The organism is Streptomyces coerulescens (assembly GCF_042657965.1).
In the GTDB taxonomy this organism is placed as follows: domain Bacteria; phylum Actinomycetota; class Actinomycetes; order Streptomycetales; family Streptomycetaceae; genus Streptomyces; species Streptomyces coerulescens.
Genome location: NZ_JBHSKM010000019.1, coordinates 760,961 through 776,613 on the forward strand (window position 1 = coordinate 760,961; position 15,653 = coordinate 776,613).

13 protein-coding genes are annotated in these 15,653 nt (G+C 67.9%); 5 read left to right on the forward strand and 8 right to left on the reverse strand.

Going from position 1 to position 15,653, the window contains the following annotated elements:
- Positions 1-47: 47 nt before the first annotated feature.
- The 4 genes from ACFPQ9_RS26580 to ACFPQ9_RS26595 form a co-directional block, all read right to left on the reverse strand.
- On the reverse strand, positions 48-905 hold the full coding sequence (locus ACFPQ9_RS26580; RefSeq protein ID WP_380858169.1) for a fumarylacetoacetate hydrolase family protein: 858 nt from the start codon (positions 903-905) through the stop codon (positions 48-50).
- A 126-nt stretch (positions 906-1,031) separates the two neighbouring features.
- Complete coding sequence (locus ACFPQ9_RS26585; protein WP_380858172.1) at positions 1,032-1,745, reverse strand: YidC/Oxa1 family membrane protein insertase; 714 nt, start codon at positions 1,743-1,745, stop codon at positions 1,032-1,034.
- A 116-nt stretch (positions 1,746-1,861) separates the two neighbouring features.
- Positions 1,862-2,173, reverse strand: coding sequence for a DUF6412 domain-containing protein (locus tag ACFPQ9_RS26590; RefSeq protein WP_380858175.1), 312 nt, complete (start codon positions 2,171-2,173; stop codon positions 1,862-1,864).
- Between the two features lie 101 nt (positions 2,174-2,274).
- Positions 2,275-2,802 carry a winged helix-turn-helix transcriptional regulator gene (locus tag ACFPQ9_RS26595; protein ID WP_380858178.1) on the reverse strand — a complete coding sequence of 176 codons (528 nt, stop codon included), beginning with the start codon at positions 2,800-2,802 and terminating at the stop codon, positions 2,275-2,277.
- 70 nt (positions 2,803-2,872) lie between these two features.
- Here ACFPQ9_RS26595 and ACFPQ9_RS26600 point away from each other — a divergent pair, with 70 nt between their 5' ends.
- Positions 2,873-4,282, forward strand: a complete 1,410-nt coding sequence (locus ACFPQ9_RS26600) for an MFS transporter (RefSeq protein ID WP_380858181.1) — start codon at positions 2,873-2,875, stop codon at positions 4,280-4,282.
- 26 nt (positions 4,283-4,308) lie between these two features.
- Here ACFPQ9_RS26600 and ACFPQ9_RS26605 read toward each other — a convergent pair whose 3' ends face one another.
- A complete protein-coding gene (locus ACFPQ9_RS26605) occupies positions 4,309-5,076 on the reverse strand; it encodes a class E sortase (protein WP_380858184.1) in 768 nt (255 codons plus the stop codon).
- A 249-nt stretch (positions 5,077-5,325) separates the two neighbouring features.
- Here ACFPQ9_RS26605 and ACFPQ9_RS26610 point away from each other — a divergent pair, with 249 nt between their 5' ends.
- Positions 5,326-6,798, forward strand: a complete 1,473-nt coding sequence (locus tag ACFPQ9_RS26610; RefSeq protein ID WP_380858187.1) for a glycoside hydrolase — start codon at positions 5,326-5,328, stop codon at positions 6,796-6,798.
- Positions 6,799-6,890: 92 nt separating this feature from the next.
- On the opposite strand, the gene ACFPQ9_RS26615 is transcribed toward ACFPQ9_RS26610, so the two are convergent.
- Both ACFPQ9_RS26615 and ACFPQ9_RS26620 read right to left on the reverse strand, forming a co-directional pair.
- Positions 6,891-8,348: an ABC transporter substrate-binding protein gene (locus ACFPQ9_RS26615; RefSeq protein ID WP_380858190.1), complete on the reverse strand. Its 1,458-nt coding sequence runs from the start codon at positions 8,346-8,348 to the stop codon at positions 6,891-6,893.
- Positions 8,288-9,193: a bestrophin-like domain gene (locus ACFPQ9_RS26620; protein WP_380858193.1), complete on the reverse strand. Its 906-nt coding sequence runs from the start codon at positions 9,191-9,193 to the stop codon at positions 8,288-8,290. Before ACFPQ9_RS26620 ends, ACFPQ9_RS26615 begins: the two co-directional genes overlap by 61 nt.
- A gap of 380 nt (positions 9,194-9,573) precedes the next feature.
- Between ACFPQ9_RS26620 and ACFPQ9_RS26625 the strand changes: the two genes are divergently transcribed.
- The 3 genes from ACFPQ9_RS26625 to ACFPQ9_RS26635 all read left to right on the forward strand — a co-directional run bounded on the left by ACFPQ9_RS26625 (position 9,574) and on the right by ACFPQ9_RS26635 (position 14,822).
- Positions 9,574-10,596, forward strand: coding sequence for an SEC-C domain-containing protein (locus ACFPQ9_RS26625; RefSeq protein WP_380858196.1), 1,023 nt, complete (start codon positions 9,574-9,576; stop codon positions 10,594-10,596).
- A 461-nt stretch (positions 10,597-11,057) separates the two neighbouring features.
- On the forward strand, positions 11,058-11,453 hold the full coding sequence (locus ACFPQ9_RS26630; RefSeq protein ID WP_380858695.1) for a very short patch repair endonuclease: 396 nt from the start codon (positions 11,058-11,060) through the stop codon (positions 11,451-11,453).
- A 285-nt stretch (positions 11,454-11,738) separates the two neighbouring features.
- Entirely contained in the window at positions 11,739-14,822 is a 3,084-nt protein-coding gene (locus tag ACFPQ9_RS26635) for a DEAD/DEAH box helicase (protein WP_380858698.1), read from the forward strand.
- Between the two features lie 12 nt (positions 14,823-14,834).
- Here ACFPQ9_RS26635 and ACFPQ9_RS26640 read toward each other — a convergent pair whose 3' ends face one another.
- Entirely contained in the window at positions 14,835-15,548 is a 714-nt protein-coding gene (locus tag ACFPQ9_RS26640; RefSeq protein ID WP_380858199.1) for an ATP-binding protein, read from the reverse strand.
- Positions 15,549-15,653 lie beyond the last annotated feature (105 nt).

Genomic DNA, 15,653 nt, shown 5'->3' on the forward strand with positions numbered 1-15,653 from the left:
GCAGCCGACCAACGATCCGCAGTTCCCCGGCTCCCCCAGCGGAGCGCCTACGCGTCCTTGAACTCCTGGCGTTGACGACCGAGCCCCTCGATCTCCAGCTCCACCACATCCCCGGCCCGCAGATACGGCTTCGGCTCGGGCCGCCCCATGGCAACCCCCGCCGGCGTCCCCGTGTTGATGACATCACCGGGATAGAGCGTCATGAACTGGCTGACGTACCGCACGACTTCAGCCACCGGGAAGATCTGCTCGGCCGTCGTCCCGTCCTGCTTCAGCTCACCGTTGACCCACAGCTTCAGCGACAGATCCTGCGGATCGGCGACCTCGTCCGCCGTCACCAGCCACGGCCCCAGCGGATTGAACGTCTCGCAGTTCTTCCCCTTGTCCCAGGTCCCGCCCCGCTCGATCTGGAACTCCCGCTCGGACACGTCGTGCGCGACCGCGTACCCGGCGACATGCGCGAGCGCCTCCTCGGCGGACTCCACATAGCGAGCCGTACGGCCGATGACGACCGCGAGCTCGACCTCCCAGTCGGTCTTGGTCGATCGTCGCGGGACGAGCACGGTGTCGTCCGGGCCCACGACCGTGTCCGCCGCCTTGAAGAAGATCACCGGCTCGGCGGGCGGCTCGGCGCCGGTCTCGCGGGCGTGGTCGTGGTAGTTCAGCCCGATGCACACGACCTTGCCGATCCGGGCGAGCGGCGGCCCGACGCGCAGGCCGGCCGCGTCCAGGGCAGGGAGCTCACCGGCGTCCGCGGCGGCCCGGATCCGGCCGAGCGCGGCGTCGTCGGCGAGCAGCGGCCCGTCGATGTCCGGCACGACGCCCGACAGGTCCCGCAGGGTCCCCTCGGCGTCGAGCAGCGCGGGCCGCTCCGCTCCCGCCGTACCGACTCGCAGCAGCTTCATGATCACAATCTCCCTCGATCGCGGGGCGCCCGCCGATGTGTGCAGCCATCGGAGGACTGGTCGATCCTCCAAGGTCCACGGCCACTCCGCAATACCCGGTTCACGTACTGGACCGCAGGCCCGGGGCTACCGATAGAGCGCGGCCCGCTCGACCGCGCTCCAGGTCGTGCTGGTGACCACGTACAGGGCGGCGGCCAGCGGGACGACCGCCACGGTGACCAGGGTGAAGAAGGACATGAACGGCATGACCTTCGTGACGGCCCCCATCCCGGGCACCGCTTCACCGTCGGCCACCGGCATCGCCGGATTGACGGCCATCATCCGCTTCGTCCGGCGGAAGTTGAACGCGGCGACGCCGGCGACGACCACGAACAGCGCGATGTACACCAGCCCCGCACCCCCGAACGCCCCGCCGTCGCCGAGCGCGTCGGCCCACCGGTCACCCAGGGGCGCGGCGAACAGCTGGTGCGAGAGCAGTTCGTTGGCCTCGCCGCCGATCGTCGTGCTGGAGAACAGGTGGTAGAGGACGAAGAAGGCGGGCAGCTGGAACAGTCCGGGCAGGCATCCCGCCAGCGGCGACACCTTCTCCTCGGCATGCAGTTCCATGACGGCCCGCTGGAGCCGCTCGGGAGACTTGGCGTGCTTCTTGCGCAGCTCGGCGATCTTCGGCTGCAGCTCGGCCCGCGCCTTCTGTCCGCGCGCGGCGGCCCGGGACAGCGGATGCACGAGCAGCCGTACCAGCGCGGTGAACAGGATGATCGCGGCGGCGGCCGCACCGGCGCCGAACAGCGGGTCGAGCAGATCGGCCAGCCGCTGAACAAGGTCGGCGAAAACAGACATGGGTGAACCCTCCGGGGGTCTCGTCGTGCCGGATGGAGAGATGCCGGGAAACGGCATGGCGGCATGACGACCCGCGCGGGGTCACACGGCAGGGGTGAGCTGTCTCGGTGCGTGCCCTACGCGACGGTCGCCGGGAGGGCGTGCCCGGGTGCCCTGGGCCGTGGCCGGCCCGAGGCGTCGGGGTCGCGTTGCGGGAGGAAGGCGGTACGGCGGGCACGGTCGCGGATGGCCGTACGCACCCGGGTCGGCGCCACGGCGGGCGCGGCTCGTGAGGCGAGCAGGGAGCAGACGGCGAGCGCGGAGCCGGCGGCCGCGGTCGCGGCGAGCGCGACGGTCGCGGAGAGGCTGCCGGTGTCGAGCAGCGCGATCTCCAGGAAGAGCAGCACGAGCACGGCGGCGGGACGCAGACCGGCCGGAGTGCGGATCATCGGCGGCCCCTCCCCCTCGCGTCCCCTCGTGCGGCTCGCTTCGACGCCGCTCGTCCTGATGTTCGCCTGTTTCGTCGTACAGGTTCGTTATACAGGATCCGTCACGCAGGCTCGGCTTCGATGGGCTGCAGCAGCCGCCTCGGCGTCAGCAGCGCCCGGCTGACCGGATCCGCCGGGTCCTGATCGAGTGCGGGTCCCGGCGTCATGAGGACGTCCCCGACGGGTACGACGGTTGCACAGGCGGGGCACTCGCCGTACGGCCCGAGTTCCGTACCGCACTGCGCGTGCAGGAAGTAGCGCAGCCGGGCCTCGCCGAGGTGCTCGCGCCCCCACAGGCCGAGCGAGCGCAGGGTGGGCCACAGGGCGATGCCGCGCTCGGTGACGACGTACTCGTCGCGCGGCGGCGACTGCTGGTACCGGCGCTTTTCGAGGATCCCCTCGGCGGTCAGCGACTGGAGGCGGGCGGCCAGGACGGCGCGCGGGATGCCGAGGTGGACGAGGAAGTCGTTGTAGCGGCGCACGCCGTAGAGGGCGTCCCGGATGACGAGCAGCGTCCAGCGCTCGCCGACGATCTCCAGCGCCCGGGCGATCGAGCACTGCTGGGTCGCGTAGTCCTTGCCCAATGCCATGCCGCCCACTGTAAACCCTTTTCACCTTCTTGGTTCAATGAACGAACTCATACCTGCTACGGTGGGCCGCATGCCAAGGTTCAATGAACGAACTCTCACCGAGGCCACCACCGCACCGGCCGCACCAGCACCCGCGTCCGCCCCGGCCCCGAACCGGCGCGCCACCCTCGCCCTGACCAGCGCCGCCACGGCCGTCGCCCTGATGACCTACACGGCGCCGATGGTCACGCTCCCCCAGACCGCCGCCGCCCTGCACACCCCGCTCTCCGCCCAGGCCTGGCTCCTCAACGGCACCCCGCTCGGCCTCGCCGCCCTCCTCCTGGTGGCCGGCAGCCTCGCCGACGACTACGGCCGCCGCCGGATCTTCCTCGCCGGCACCTTCGCCCTCGGCATCACCACCGCCCTCGGCGCGCTCACCACCAACACCTGGCTCTTCACGCTGGCCCGCATCACCCAGGGCGCGGCGAGCGCGGCCCTCCTGGCCAGCAGCCTCGGCCTGATCGTCCACGCCTTCCCCGACGCGCGCGGCCGACTGCACGCGACCGGCGTCTGGGGCGCCTTCGTCAGCGGCGGCATCGCGCTGGGCCCAGTGGTCACCGGCGCGATACCGAACTGGCGCCTGGCCTACGGCGTCCTGGCCGCCGCCACGCTGATCGTGGCGGCCCTGTCCATGCGCGCCCTGTCGGAGTCACGCGCCCCGCGCGGCGGCCGCCCCGATCTCGCCGGCGCCGTCGCCTTCGGGCTGGCCCTGGTCTCCCTGGTCGCGGCGCTGACCCTGGGCCGCGACGGCTGGCTGCGGGCACCCGTGGGCCTGCTGCTCCTGGCCGCCGTCGCCCTGCTGGGCCTCTTCGTCGTCGTGGAGCGCCGCACGGAGACCCCGATGATCGACCTGTCCCTGCTGCGCCGCCCCCGCTTCCTCGCGTCCTCCGCCGGCGGCCTGTTCACCGGGCTCGCGGTGATCGGCCTGTTCAGCTTCCTGCCGGCCCTGCTCCAGCAGACGCTCGGCCTGTCCGCGATGGACACGGCGTGGCTGTTCCTGCTGTGGTCCGGCCTGTCCTTCGCGGTGGCCCTCCAGGCCCGCCGGCTGTCGGGCCGGGTGCCGCCCCGCATCCAGCTCGCCCTCGGCTTCGTCCTCCACGCGGGCGGCACCCTGGCGATGCTGGGGGCGGTCGGCGCGGGCTCCTGGCCCCGGCTGCTGCCCGGTCTGCTGATCGCGGGCGTGGGCAGCGGCCTGCTCAACGCCGCGCTGCCACTGCTCTCGGTGGAGTCCGTGCCGCCCCAGCGCGCCGCGATGGGCTCGGGCGCCCAGCAGACCTTCCGCTACATCGGCTCCTGCGCGGGCGTGGCCCTGACGATCGCCCTCGCCACATCCGCGGGCGGCGGACTGGCCCGGGGCGCGGACATCGCGATGCTCGTCTCGGCCGGACTGGCACTGCTGGCGGCGGTGGGCGTGGTGGCCCTGCGGGAGCGGACCGCCTGACCGGCCCACACGGTGCGCCTAGCACCTCAACGCGGCCGCATCGCCACGAGCTTGCCCCACACCACCAGCCGGTACTTCGACGTGTACTCGGGGGTGCAGGTGGTGAGGGTGAGGTAGTAGCCGGGCTCCTCGTACCCCTGGTCCGGCCTGACCGCGGAGCGCGGGACGGGCCGGATCACACCGCCGTCATGGGCGGCCGTCTGCCGCAGGGTCCGGTCGACGGCGTACGTGTACGTCGCGCTGCGGGTCTCGACGCGGACCGTGTCCTTCGGCTCCAGCCGGTTGATGTACCGGAACGGCTCGCCGTGGGTGTTGCGGTGCCCGGCGAGCGCGAAGTTGCCCGCCTGGCCCGGCTGTTGGGTGCCCGGGTAGTGGCCGACGTAGCCCTTGTTGAGGACGCCGCTCTTGCTGATGCCCTCGGCGACCGGGACGCGGAGGTTCAGGCGCGGGATGGTGAGGATGGCATAGGCCCGGGACCAGTCGGGCGCGGGTTCGGCGGCGGGACGCGGGGCCTCACGGGCCCCGTCGGACTCCGGGGCCGGCGTGTCCGACGCCGCCGGGGCGCCCGTACGGGACTCCCCGCCCCCTCCCCCGTCCCAGGACCGCTCCAGCGCCCGGACCTCCCGTTGGGCCCCCGCCCTGGCCTCCCGGTTGGTCCACCACATCTGATGGACGACCAGCAGCAGAAGCACCACGCCCACGGTGACGAGCGCCTCACCGCCGCCCCACAGCACCCGCCATCGCGCGGCACGCCGCCGCAGCCCGCTGTGCCGCACGACGCGAACCCGCCCCATCCCGAGCCTCCTTCACCGGAGCCGCCCGCACGATAGGGGCCGCGAGGCGAGGTCTCCAGACCCATGCGCGCCCGGCGTGCGCCGAGTGGCCGTCCGGCCCTTCGAACACTTCCTCCACAGGTTTGAGAAAGGGCTGTCGGAACTCTCGACAACCCCACGCGCCACACCCGATGCTTCGTGACGGCACGAACGGGACAGGCCACGACGCCGGTTCGACGACGACCGGCCGTTGAGCGAAGCGGAGAAGTCATGATCCGACGCAGAACTCTGCTGGCGGCGACCGGCGGCGCATTCCTCGGCAGCACCCTGGCGACGGGCACCGCACACGCGGACGCGACGATCGCCGTCAACCCCGGTACGTCGTACGGCACTTGGGAGGGCTGGGGCACCTCACTCGCCTGGTGGGCGAACGTCTTCGGAGCCCGCACCGACTTCGCGGACCTCTTCTTCACCACCAACTCGGTGACCTACAACGGCACGACCCTGCCCGGCCTTGGCCTCAACATCGCCCGCTACAACCTGGGCGCATGCAGCTGGAACACCGTGAACGGCGAGTCGATGGCCGAATCGCCGAACATCCCCGGCTTCAAACAGATCGAGGGCTTCTGGCAGGACTGGAACAACGAGGACCCCACGTCCTCGGCCTGGGACTGGACCGCGGACGCCAACCAGCGCGCGATGCTGCAGAAGGCGACGGCGCGGGGCGCGACCACGGAACTCTTCGCCAACTCCCCCATGTGGTGGATGTGTTCCAATCACAACCCGTCCGGCGCCGCCGGCGGCGGCAACAACCTCCAGACCTGGAACTACCGCCAGCACGCCTCCCATCTGGCCGCGACGGCCCTGTACGCGAGGCAGAACTGGGGCGTGAACTTCGCGACGGTCGACCCCTTCAATGAGCCGGCCTCCAGCTGGTGGACCGCCACCGGCACCCAGGAAGGCTGCCACATGGACCCGGCGGTCCAGGCGGCCGTACTCCCGTACATGCGCAGCGAACTGGACAAGCGGGGCCTGTCAGGGATCCGCATCTCGGCCTCGGACGAGACGAACTACGACACGGCCCGCTCGACGTGGTCGTCCTACAACTCCGCGACGAAGGCCCTGGTCAGCCAGGTGAACGTGCACGGCTATCAGGGTTCGGGAGGCCGCCGCGACCTCCTCTACACGGACGTGGTGACGACATCCGGCAAGAAGCTGTGGAACTCGGAGACGGGCGACGGCGACGGCACCGGCCTCACCCTGGCGTCCAACCTCTGCTACGACTTCCGCTGGCTGCACCCGACGGCGTGGTGCTACTGGCAGGTGATGGACCCGACGACGGGCTGGGCACTGATCGCGTACGACGCGAACACGCTCCAGCCCACCACGATCCAGACCAAGTACTACGTACTGGCACAGTTCAGCCGCCACATCCGCCCGGGGATGCGGATCCTCGACACGGGAGTGAGCTACGCGGCGGCGGCGTACGACGCGACGGCCCGCCGTCTGGTGATAGTCGCCGTGAACACCTCGACCTCCCCCCAGACCCTCACCTTCGACCTCGCCCGCTTCACCACGGTCTCCGGCGGCACGGGCGGCCTGGTCCCGCGCTGGAACACGGTGACGACGGGCGGCGACCAATACCGGTCGTACGCGAACACGTACCTGAGCGGGAAGTCGGTGGCGGTGCCGTTCGCAGCGAAGGCGGTGCAGACGTTGCAGATCGACGGGGTGGTGATCTGAGGCGAGAGGTGCCAGAGCGGCGATCTGAGGCGAGAGGCGACGGAGCGGCGATCTGAGGCGACAGGCGTCGGGGAACCGGCCGGCGAGAGGCGTCAGGGGGCCGGCCGGCGTGAGACCGGCCGGACCCCGCTCCCCTCCCTGTAGCCCCCGCCGTCGACCACGTCGTTCGCGAAGATCTGGGCCTTGGCCAGCGCCTCGTCGACCGACTGCCGTCCGGCGATCGCCGCGGAGATCTGCTCGGCCACCCGCCCCCCGAGGCCCGCGTACTCCGGGATACCGACGTACGGCGTTCCCCGCCACGGCTGCCGGTGCAGGCCGGGCCGGGTGAGGTTCACGGCGTTGATGGCGTCGAGCGTCGGCTGGAGGAACGCCCTGGCCGCCCTCCTGTACTCAGGAAGCCGGTAGGTGGACAACCGACTGCCGGGTGGCGCACCGACCCAACCGAGCCTCTCGCCGTAGAGCTTCACATACCGCCGTGAGGTGGCCCAGGAGACGAATTCCCAAGCGGCCTCGGGCTGTCCGGACGTGACCGGAATCGCCAGAGCCCACGTCCAGAACCATCCCGAACCGTCCGTACGCACCACCGGCGCCGGCGCATAGCCGACCTTGCCCGCGACCTCACTGCGCTGGGGATCCTCGATACGGCCGGCGAAGGACGTGGAGTCGTACATCAGGGCCACCCTGCCCTCCTGCATCGCCGCCTGGCAGCGGGCGGGCCCGGCCTCGAAGGCCCGGGGCTCGCCGAAGCGACGCACCAGGTCCACATAGAACCGCACCGCCCGCTTGGTCTCGGGTGAGGTGAGCCGAGGGTTCCACTCCTCGTCGAACCACCGGCCGCCGAAGGTGAGGATCACGGTGTTGAGAGGCATCAGGTCCAGCCAGAAGGGCCCTCCCCGCAGACAGATTCCCGCGACGCCGTGCCGCGGATCGTCGAGCTTTCCGGCCAGTTCGGCGACCTGCCACCAGGTCGGACGCCGTGGCACGCGCAGCCCGGCCCTGGCGACGAGGTCCTTGCGATACATCAGAAAGGACGACTCCCCGTAATACGGCACCGCGTACAACCCATTCCGGTACGACAGCGCCGACCTCACAACGGGAATGAAATCCTGTACGTCGTAGTCGCCCCGACCTGCCAGCTCATCGAGCCGTGTGAGCCACCCGCGCGAGGCCCAGATCGGTGCCTCCCACGGGCCGATGGAGACGACGTCATAGCGGCCGTCCTCGTCGGCGATGTCCTTGGACAGGCGATTCCGCAGCACACTCTCGGGGAGAAATTCGAACTTCACTCGAATGTGAGGGTGAGTACGCCGGAAGTCGCCGACGAGCCTTTCCAAGTCCCGAGTGAAGTCGACGGCGGCAACCGTGATGGTCGTCGCGCTGCGCCCCTTCCCGTCACCGTCACCATCGCTGTCACCGCCGCCGTCACAGGCGGCAGCGCCCAGCACGGAGGAGACGAGCAGAACTCCCGCGGCGAAAATGCGCAGACCGTTCACTGCGGAAGCCGATCCGAGCCGGCGAACGAGACGTAGTCGTGGACGTTCAAAAGACATCCCGGCACCCGCTCAGCACTCGACACTCCGAAGTAGGTCGTGACGTACCCTTCTCCTCGATCCGGAACTCCCATTCCCTGATTCAAAGCGACCTTCCAGTGCGACAGCCCGATTGCATTGCTGTCCTGGAGCGGGTGGTCCAGCGCGATGATCAGAGTGATGAACAGGCCGATGAAGAGCGACAGAAGGCCGGTCAGCGCCACGTGATCTATGAACCTGACGCCGACGAGCGCCCACGTAGCCGCGATGGTCACGACCGCACCACCGAAGAGAACGAGATACAGCACAGGCAACAGCCCGATACTGACCTCCCCCTGCCGTTCGCGCCGCAGGTTGTTGTACTCGTTGAAGGCCTGGAGCGTGACGGACTGGGCGTTCGACTCCTGCTCGTTCCGAGGCTCGTAGAACATCAGGGATTCAAAGACGGCATCCAGCCGCCCCTGATCCTCGACGATTTCACCGCGCTGCTGCCGCGGCCAGACCTCATGGATCACATTCTCGGCATAGTTCCGCACCTGCGACTGAAGCCGACACCTACGACTGTTGGGAAACGCCTGACCGGCACGGTAGACGGTGGTGAGCTGCGAGGCCTCCTCATTGACCAGCTTCTTCACCTCCACATGGTGCTCGTACGCCCCCACGGCAACGAGCCCGACCAGCAAGGCGTAAAAAGCGCCCACCACTTCGACCAGAAATTTGACGCGCTCATTGTGCTCAGGATCCTCACCGAACCACTGCCGCACCCGGGAACGCGCGAACAATCCACTCAGCCCGAAAACAACAAATCCCCCGACCAGAAACACGGCCTGCAACCAGAGCGTCAAATGCGAGAACCATCCGGGCATAAGCAGAACTCGCCCCCTGTTCATCGCTCACCATGACGAAAAGGCGCGCCGCCACAGATGTTCGCTGACTGTCGACTGCTCGTCGACTACTCAACTGCTGCTCGTCTGCTGCTCGACTACTCAACAAATTGGCCATGGAGGCCACCCTCAGCACGATGATCCTGACGCTTCCGCCGTCCCCACAAGAGCGCACGAGGAAAACAGGGAGCAGTCACCACCACCGGCACGAAGAGATCCCGCATGCGTACGCCGTCCAGCGCGACCGGCACGAAGAGCGCCCCGACAAGCGATCTCACGGCCCGCCCGGACCAGGCAATATCTGCCCCCTCTTCCCCCCTCCGTTCTCCGCACCGCCACCGCCGGGCAGTACGGTGTCCCCCATGCGCCCCGACACGCCTGCCGAAAACGTCGACCACACCGCCGAAGCGGCACGCCTGGAGCGAACCGCCGGCCTCTACCCCGAGGACGCCGAAGCCCTGCTCCTGCGGGCCGCGGCCCACCTGGAACTGTCCGGCGACCGCCCCGCCGCGACCGCGCTCTACGACAGCCTGCTGTCGTCGCCCGGTCCCCTGGAGCAGCCCCACCTGGTACGGGCCCTGAAGGCCTCGAACCTGTGGGAGTACGGCCACGAGGCGGAGGCCCGCGCGATCATCGACGGCGTCAGGTCGGCCTCACCCCGGGACCCGGCCCCGTGGGTGATCGTCGCGGAGGCACTGGAGTCCCACGACGAGCTGGAGCAGGCGCAGGAGACGTTCACGGAGGGAGTACGCCTCCTCCTCACGGACGTCCCGGAGCCCCCGTACGCCACCCACCCCCTCCTCTTCGGCCGCCACCGCGTCCGCCGCATGCTGGGCGCCCCCCACGACGAGTGGGACACCTTCGCCGACACCCTCCACTCGATGCCGATCTCCCTGGACGAACTCCACGACCCCAAGCGTGTGTGGTCCCTGGGCTCGGACAACCCGGCGGAACTGGAGGCGGAGATCTCCCGCCTGCGCGCGGAACTGGGCGCCTACCGCGAGGCCCTCTCCCGGCCGTTCCCGGTGGCGGTCCTGCACTGGACGGCGGGGGAACTGGCGGAATTGGTGGCCGTGTACCCGACCCTGACCGCGGAGTACCCGTCCCACGAGGAACACCTGACGACGATAGAGGGCTCCCTGAGGGAACTGTCGGCCTCCGGCACCCCGAATCTGGGCATCGTGACGGGCACGGTCCCGTCATACGAGGCCTTCGCAGCCTCGGAACTCTCGTCCCCGGACGACCCGACGCTGCTCCCGCAGTACGCGACGACACTGGCGGCACGGGGGCGGGCGGTTGCCTGGCCGCCACAGCGGGGTGCGGTTTGCTGGTGCGGAACGGGCCAGGCTTACGGCGAGTGCCACGGCACCCAGCCACCGGCCTGACACCCACAGCGCCCGACCGACCCACTGCCCACGGCGCCCCACCCACCGGCGTGAACGCCCGCGGCCCCCACCCCCGACCTGACGCCCGCGACGCCCCCACCCACCGGCGGCCGGCCGCTGAGCCCACCCGGCGTGCCCAGAAAGGCCGGCGCGCGCCCAACCCCGGCCGACAACCCGGCCGACCTCTCCTCACCCCACCTGGGCCACCCACCCTTCCGGGCCGCCCGCTCGCTTCTCCCCCGTGCTGGAGCGGGCCGGGTCAAGGGTGGCCCGAAGGGCCATCGGCGCAGCCGACGCGGAACGCAGCGCAGCGGAGTGGAGCGGAGTGGAGCGCCCTTGACGCGGCTCGCGGAGGCACGACACTGGCCATAGAAGCGGGCGGCCCAACGGTGCGCAAGAAGTCCGGCCAGCAGCCACCCCCTGCCTGCGGCGCGGCTTCGTCTCCCAACGTCTCCGCCCGCATGAACCGCCAAAGCTCCCGCGACACGGCCCCCGAGGTCGCGGTCCGGAAGATCCTGCACGCCGCAGGATGGCGCTACCGAGTAGACGTCCCAGTGCCCGACATGCCTCGACGCACAATCGACATCGCCTTTCCCAAGGCCAAGATCGCGATCTTCCTGGACGGCTGTTTCTGGCACGGCTGCCCGAAGCACGCCACACACCCGAAGGCAAACGCTGAGTGGTGGCGAACAAAGCTCGGCAAGAACATGGCTCGCGATCTTGAAACGACAGAGCATCTCACCGCTGCCGGATGGACGGTCCTCCGCTTCTGGGAGCACGAGTTGGCAGAGGACGTGGCCCATCAGATTGCCGCGCAAGCGCGCCGCCGACGCACGGGCCGTACGCCGCTTGCCTAGCGCAGCGTGCCCCGAGACGCGAAGGCGCTCCGGCCCTGCAAGTGCACGCAGTCGCCTGTACGTCGACCAATCTGGGCCACCCACATCTCCAGGCAGCCTGCTCGCTTCTCCCTCGTGCTGGCTCGGGCACCTTCCTGGAAACCGACGCTCTCCATGAGGACTCTCGGCGTCACCTGCTAAAACTGACCCATTGCTGTGCGTGAGGGATAGGGGAACAGCGTGGCTCAGCCGGGGGATCTGTCGGAACCTGTTGCGGGTGTCTATGAGGAACTCGTCACCCAACGCATGCAAGGACAAATGGAGCAGCTCACCGCAGCAGGTTGGAGAGCCATCGATGATGAGGTCAGCGAAGAATCGTCACCTCATGTACTGGCCCGTCACATCAGTCAGGCCGTAAGCCGGCGTCTCAGTCAGCTGCCCCACGACAAGCGTGTCGCCGTGGCCAACCAGATCATCGAGTCACTTTCATGCGACTCGGCCGACATCGAAAGCAGTGACCCGTCCGACCTCATCGCCGATGGCCCTCGCCAGCTCCTTGCTCTTGCGGAAAAGGAAGCCCCCGGCGTCTACGCGATGCGTCCACTGACACCTCTCTCTGAGACCGCCCTCATCACCAACTCTCCCGAGGACCCGAGCCTCGGCAGTGAGCTGCGAGCTGAGCTGGCCACAGCAGATCGCATCGATCTGCTCTGCGCCTTTGTGAAGTGGTACGGCCTGCGCGTACTCGAAGACTCTCTCCGCGCCGCCAGGGACCGCGGTGTCAAGATTCGAGTCATCACGACCACTTACATCGGCGCGACCGACCGCCACGCGCTCGACCGACTCGTCCGCGACTTCGGCGCCGAGGTGAAGGTCAACTACGAGACCCGCTCGACACGGCTCCATGCGAAGGCCTGGCTGTTCCGACGCCGGAGCGGTTTCGACACGGCTTACGTAGGCAGCTCCAATCTTTCGAAAGCCGCGCTGCTCGATGGCCTGGAGTGGAACGTGCGCCTTTCATCTGTGGCCACTCCAGTCGTGCTCAACAAATTCGAGGCCACCTTCGACGCGTACTGGAATGACATCGCCTTTGAGTCGTACAACCCCGATCGCGACGCCCACAAGTTGGACGAGGCCCTGATTGTGGCGGGCGGTACTCAGGCCAGCCAGGACACCAAGATCAGTCTCTCTGGCCTAGAGGTTCGACCACACCCGCACCAGGCCGACATGCTGGAGCGACTGCGAGTCGAGCGTGAGGTACGCGGCCACCAGCACAATTTGCTTGTCGCCGCCACAGGTACGGGCAAGACAGTCATGGCCGCCCTTGATTACCGTAACCTGCATGAGGAATGGGGTGGCAAGCAGTATCCACGGCTGCTCTTTGTGGCGCATCGCAAGGAGATCCTGAGGCAGTCGCTCCGCATGTACCGCGAGGTACTCGACGACGCATCCTTCGGCGAACCACTCTTCAGCGGCGAGCTACCGCGTGACTGGAAGCATGTCTTCGCCAGCGTTCAATCGCTCACCGACCAGCGACTCGACCAGTTCGACCCGGAACACTTCGACATCATCGTCATCGACGAGTTCCATCACGCCACGGCTACGACGTATCGCCGCGTTATCAACCACTTCAAGCCGAAGCAACTCCTCGGCTTGACCGCAACTCCCGAGCGAGCAGACGGCCTGAATGTGCAGGACGAGTTCTTCGAAGGCCGAATCGCCGCCGAGATGCGGCTGTGGGAGGCCCTCGACAACGACCTCCTGTGCCCGTTCCACTACTTCGGTGTGCCGGACGGCACTGATCTCACACGCCTTAACTGGCGCTCGGGTACGTATGACCAGAGCCAGCTCGGCGACTTGTTCTCGGCCGACCTTGCCCGGGCGCGTATCGTCATCAAGCAGGTGCGGGACAAGGTGTCTGATCCGATGAGCATGCGGGCTCTCGGCTTCTGCGTCAGCAGGAAGCATGCTCACTTCATGGCGAAGTGCTTCCGGGACGTTGGCCTCAAGGCTGAGGCCTTGGACAGCTCGTCGCGGCCCGAGGTCCGTGACCATGTGCTGTCCCAGCTCAAGGCTGGAGAGATCCAAGTCATCTTCTCCGTAGACCTCTTCAACGAGGGCTTGGACATCCCCGACGTCGATACGCTGCTTCTCCTGCGCCCCACGAACAGCGCCACCGTCTTCCTTCAGCAACTCGGTCGAGGCCTACGCCGCACGCCCGTCAAGCCCGTGCTCACGGTGCTCGACTTCATCGGCCAGCATCGAGCCGAATTCCGATTCGAGGAGCAGTTCCGCGCGATGACCAACCTGTCGCGCAGCCGGCTCCTTGAGCACGCCGAGCATGACTTCCCACTGCTGCCATCCGGCTGCCAGATCATCCTTGAGGGCAAGTCCAAAGAGCTTGTCCTGGATAACATCCGCACCCAGATCAAGGCGACAGTCCAGACCCTCGCCAAAGAGGTCAGGGCCTTCGATACGCCGTTGCTCGCTGACTACCTCAAGGAGAGCCGACGGGAAATCCGGGAGCTTTACAAGTCGAGCAACTCGTGGACGACGGTCCTTCGTCGCGCCGGCCTGGCTGACCTAGCTGAACAAGCCGACGAGCAAGACCTGTTGAAGCGTGTGCATGCATTCCTGCACGTCGACGACCGTGAACGCGCTGATGCATACACGCGCTTGCTGAACGATGACGCGCCGACGTACGACTCGCTCAGCACGAAGGACCAGACGTACGCGCGCATGCTGTTCTTCAACCTATGGGACAAGGCGGGCGGATTCAGTTCCTACACGGAGGGGCTGGAATCGTTGCGGGAACAGCGAGCCTTCCGTAGCGAGCTACGTCAAGTCCTCCACAACGTGATGGGACAAGCCGACCACTTCCCGCTCCCCCTGCAGGGAGCGCACGCGCATATTCCGCTGAAGATCCACAGCGCATACAACCGCTCGGAGATCCTGGCCGCGCTCGGTGTCGCCCGGCTCGGCGGACAGATGCCCGGCTCCTTTGCTCAGGGCGTTCTGTGGGATGAGCAGAACCAGACCGACGCGCTGCTGATCACCCTTGAGAAGAACGAGAAAGACTTCTCCCCCACGGTCCGGTACAAGGACTACGCACTGAGCCCCTCCCTCTTCCATTGGGAGTCTCAGAGCACGACCGCAGCCACCTCTCCCACCGGCCTGCGCTATCAGCAGCACAAGCAACGCGGCAGCCATGTCCTGTTGTTCATGCGGCGCTACAAGGACACCGACATCGGCAAGGCCCAACCCTGGATGCTGCTCGGCCCGGCAACGTATGCCGGCCACGAAGGCAGCAAGCCCATGGCCATCACGTGGCGGCTGCATGATGAGCTACCTGCGGATGTGTGGTCGTACTCGGGTATCACCGCGGGCTGAGCGACTCGGCGGTCAGGCAATCTCGCCGAGCTCAGCCTCGAAGTGAGTCTGTGCCCGGTCGAGTACGTCATCGGGGTCGTGTCCGTGTGCGTGCAACCAGTGCAGTACGTCGGCCATGACCCCGACGGCAGCATCTTCCGCTGCTGCCGCGCCGAGCAAACTGTTACGGCCGGACGGGACTTTCTCGCGGGGCAGTTGCCAGGATCCGTACAGATCAAGGATGGCCCCGGCGCGCGTGACATGAGGGGCATTCGTCGTGCAGCAGGCAATGGCGGCGTCCGTAGCAAGCTCACACCACACCGCCTTCGTATGGCCTCGGACGGACACGCCCCAGCGGTGATCAGTCAGGGTGTCGACGAGCGCCATCCCTCGGCCCGACTCCAGAGCACTGCTAACTGTGAGCAGCGTGGGCAAAGCCTGGGCGTCGGGATCCTCCACCTCCAGACGGAGATACGGCCCGTTGAGCGCCGTGCGCAGCGTGCTGGGGGTTCCTTCACCGACGTGCCGGATCACGTTGGTCACCAGCTCTGACACGCAGATTTGTGCTGCGTCAACATGATCGGAGAGCCCCCACAGGATGAGTCGGAGCTTCAGCATCCGCCTCAGCTCACCGAGTTCACTCGGCTGGGCAGCGAAATTGTGCACCCAGGACTCTCGCTCGACGCAATCGCTCACGTAGATCACCTTCGACCACCCTTCACGCGCTTCGTTGCGCACGGTGTTCACGCCAATAACTCTCAGTGAGAGAGTCGCAGTGCAAGTCCCGCCATGCAACGTGCACGAAGGGATTCCCCCGATAGAGTGATTGGCCTTTCGCTCCGCTTCCGATGG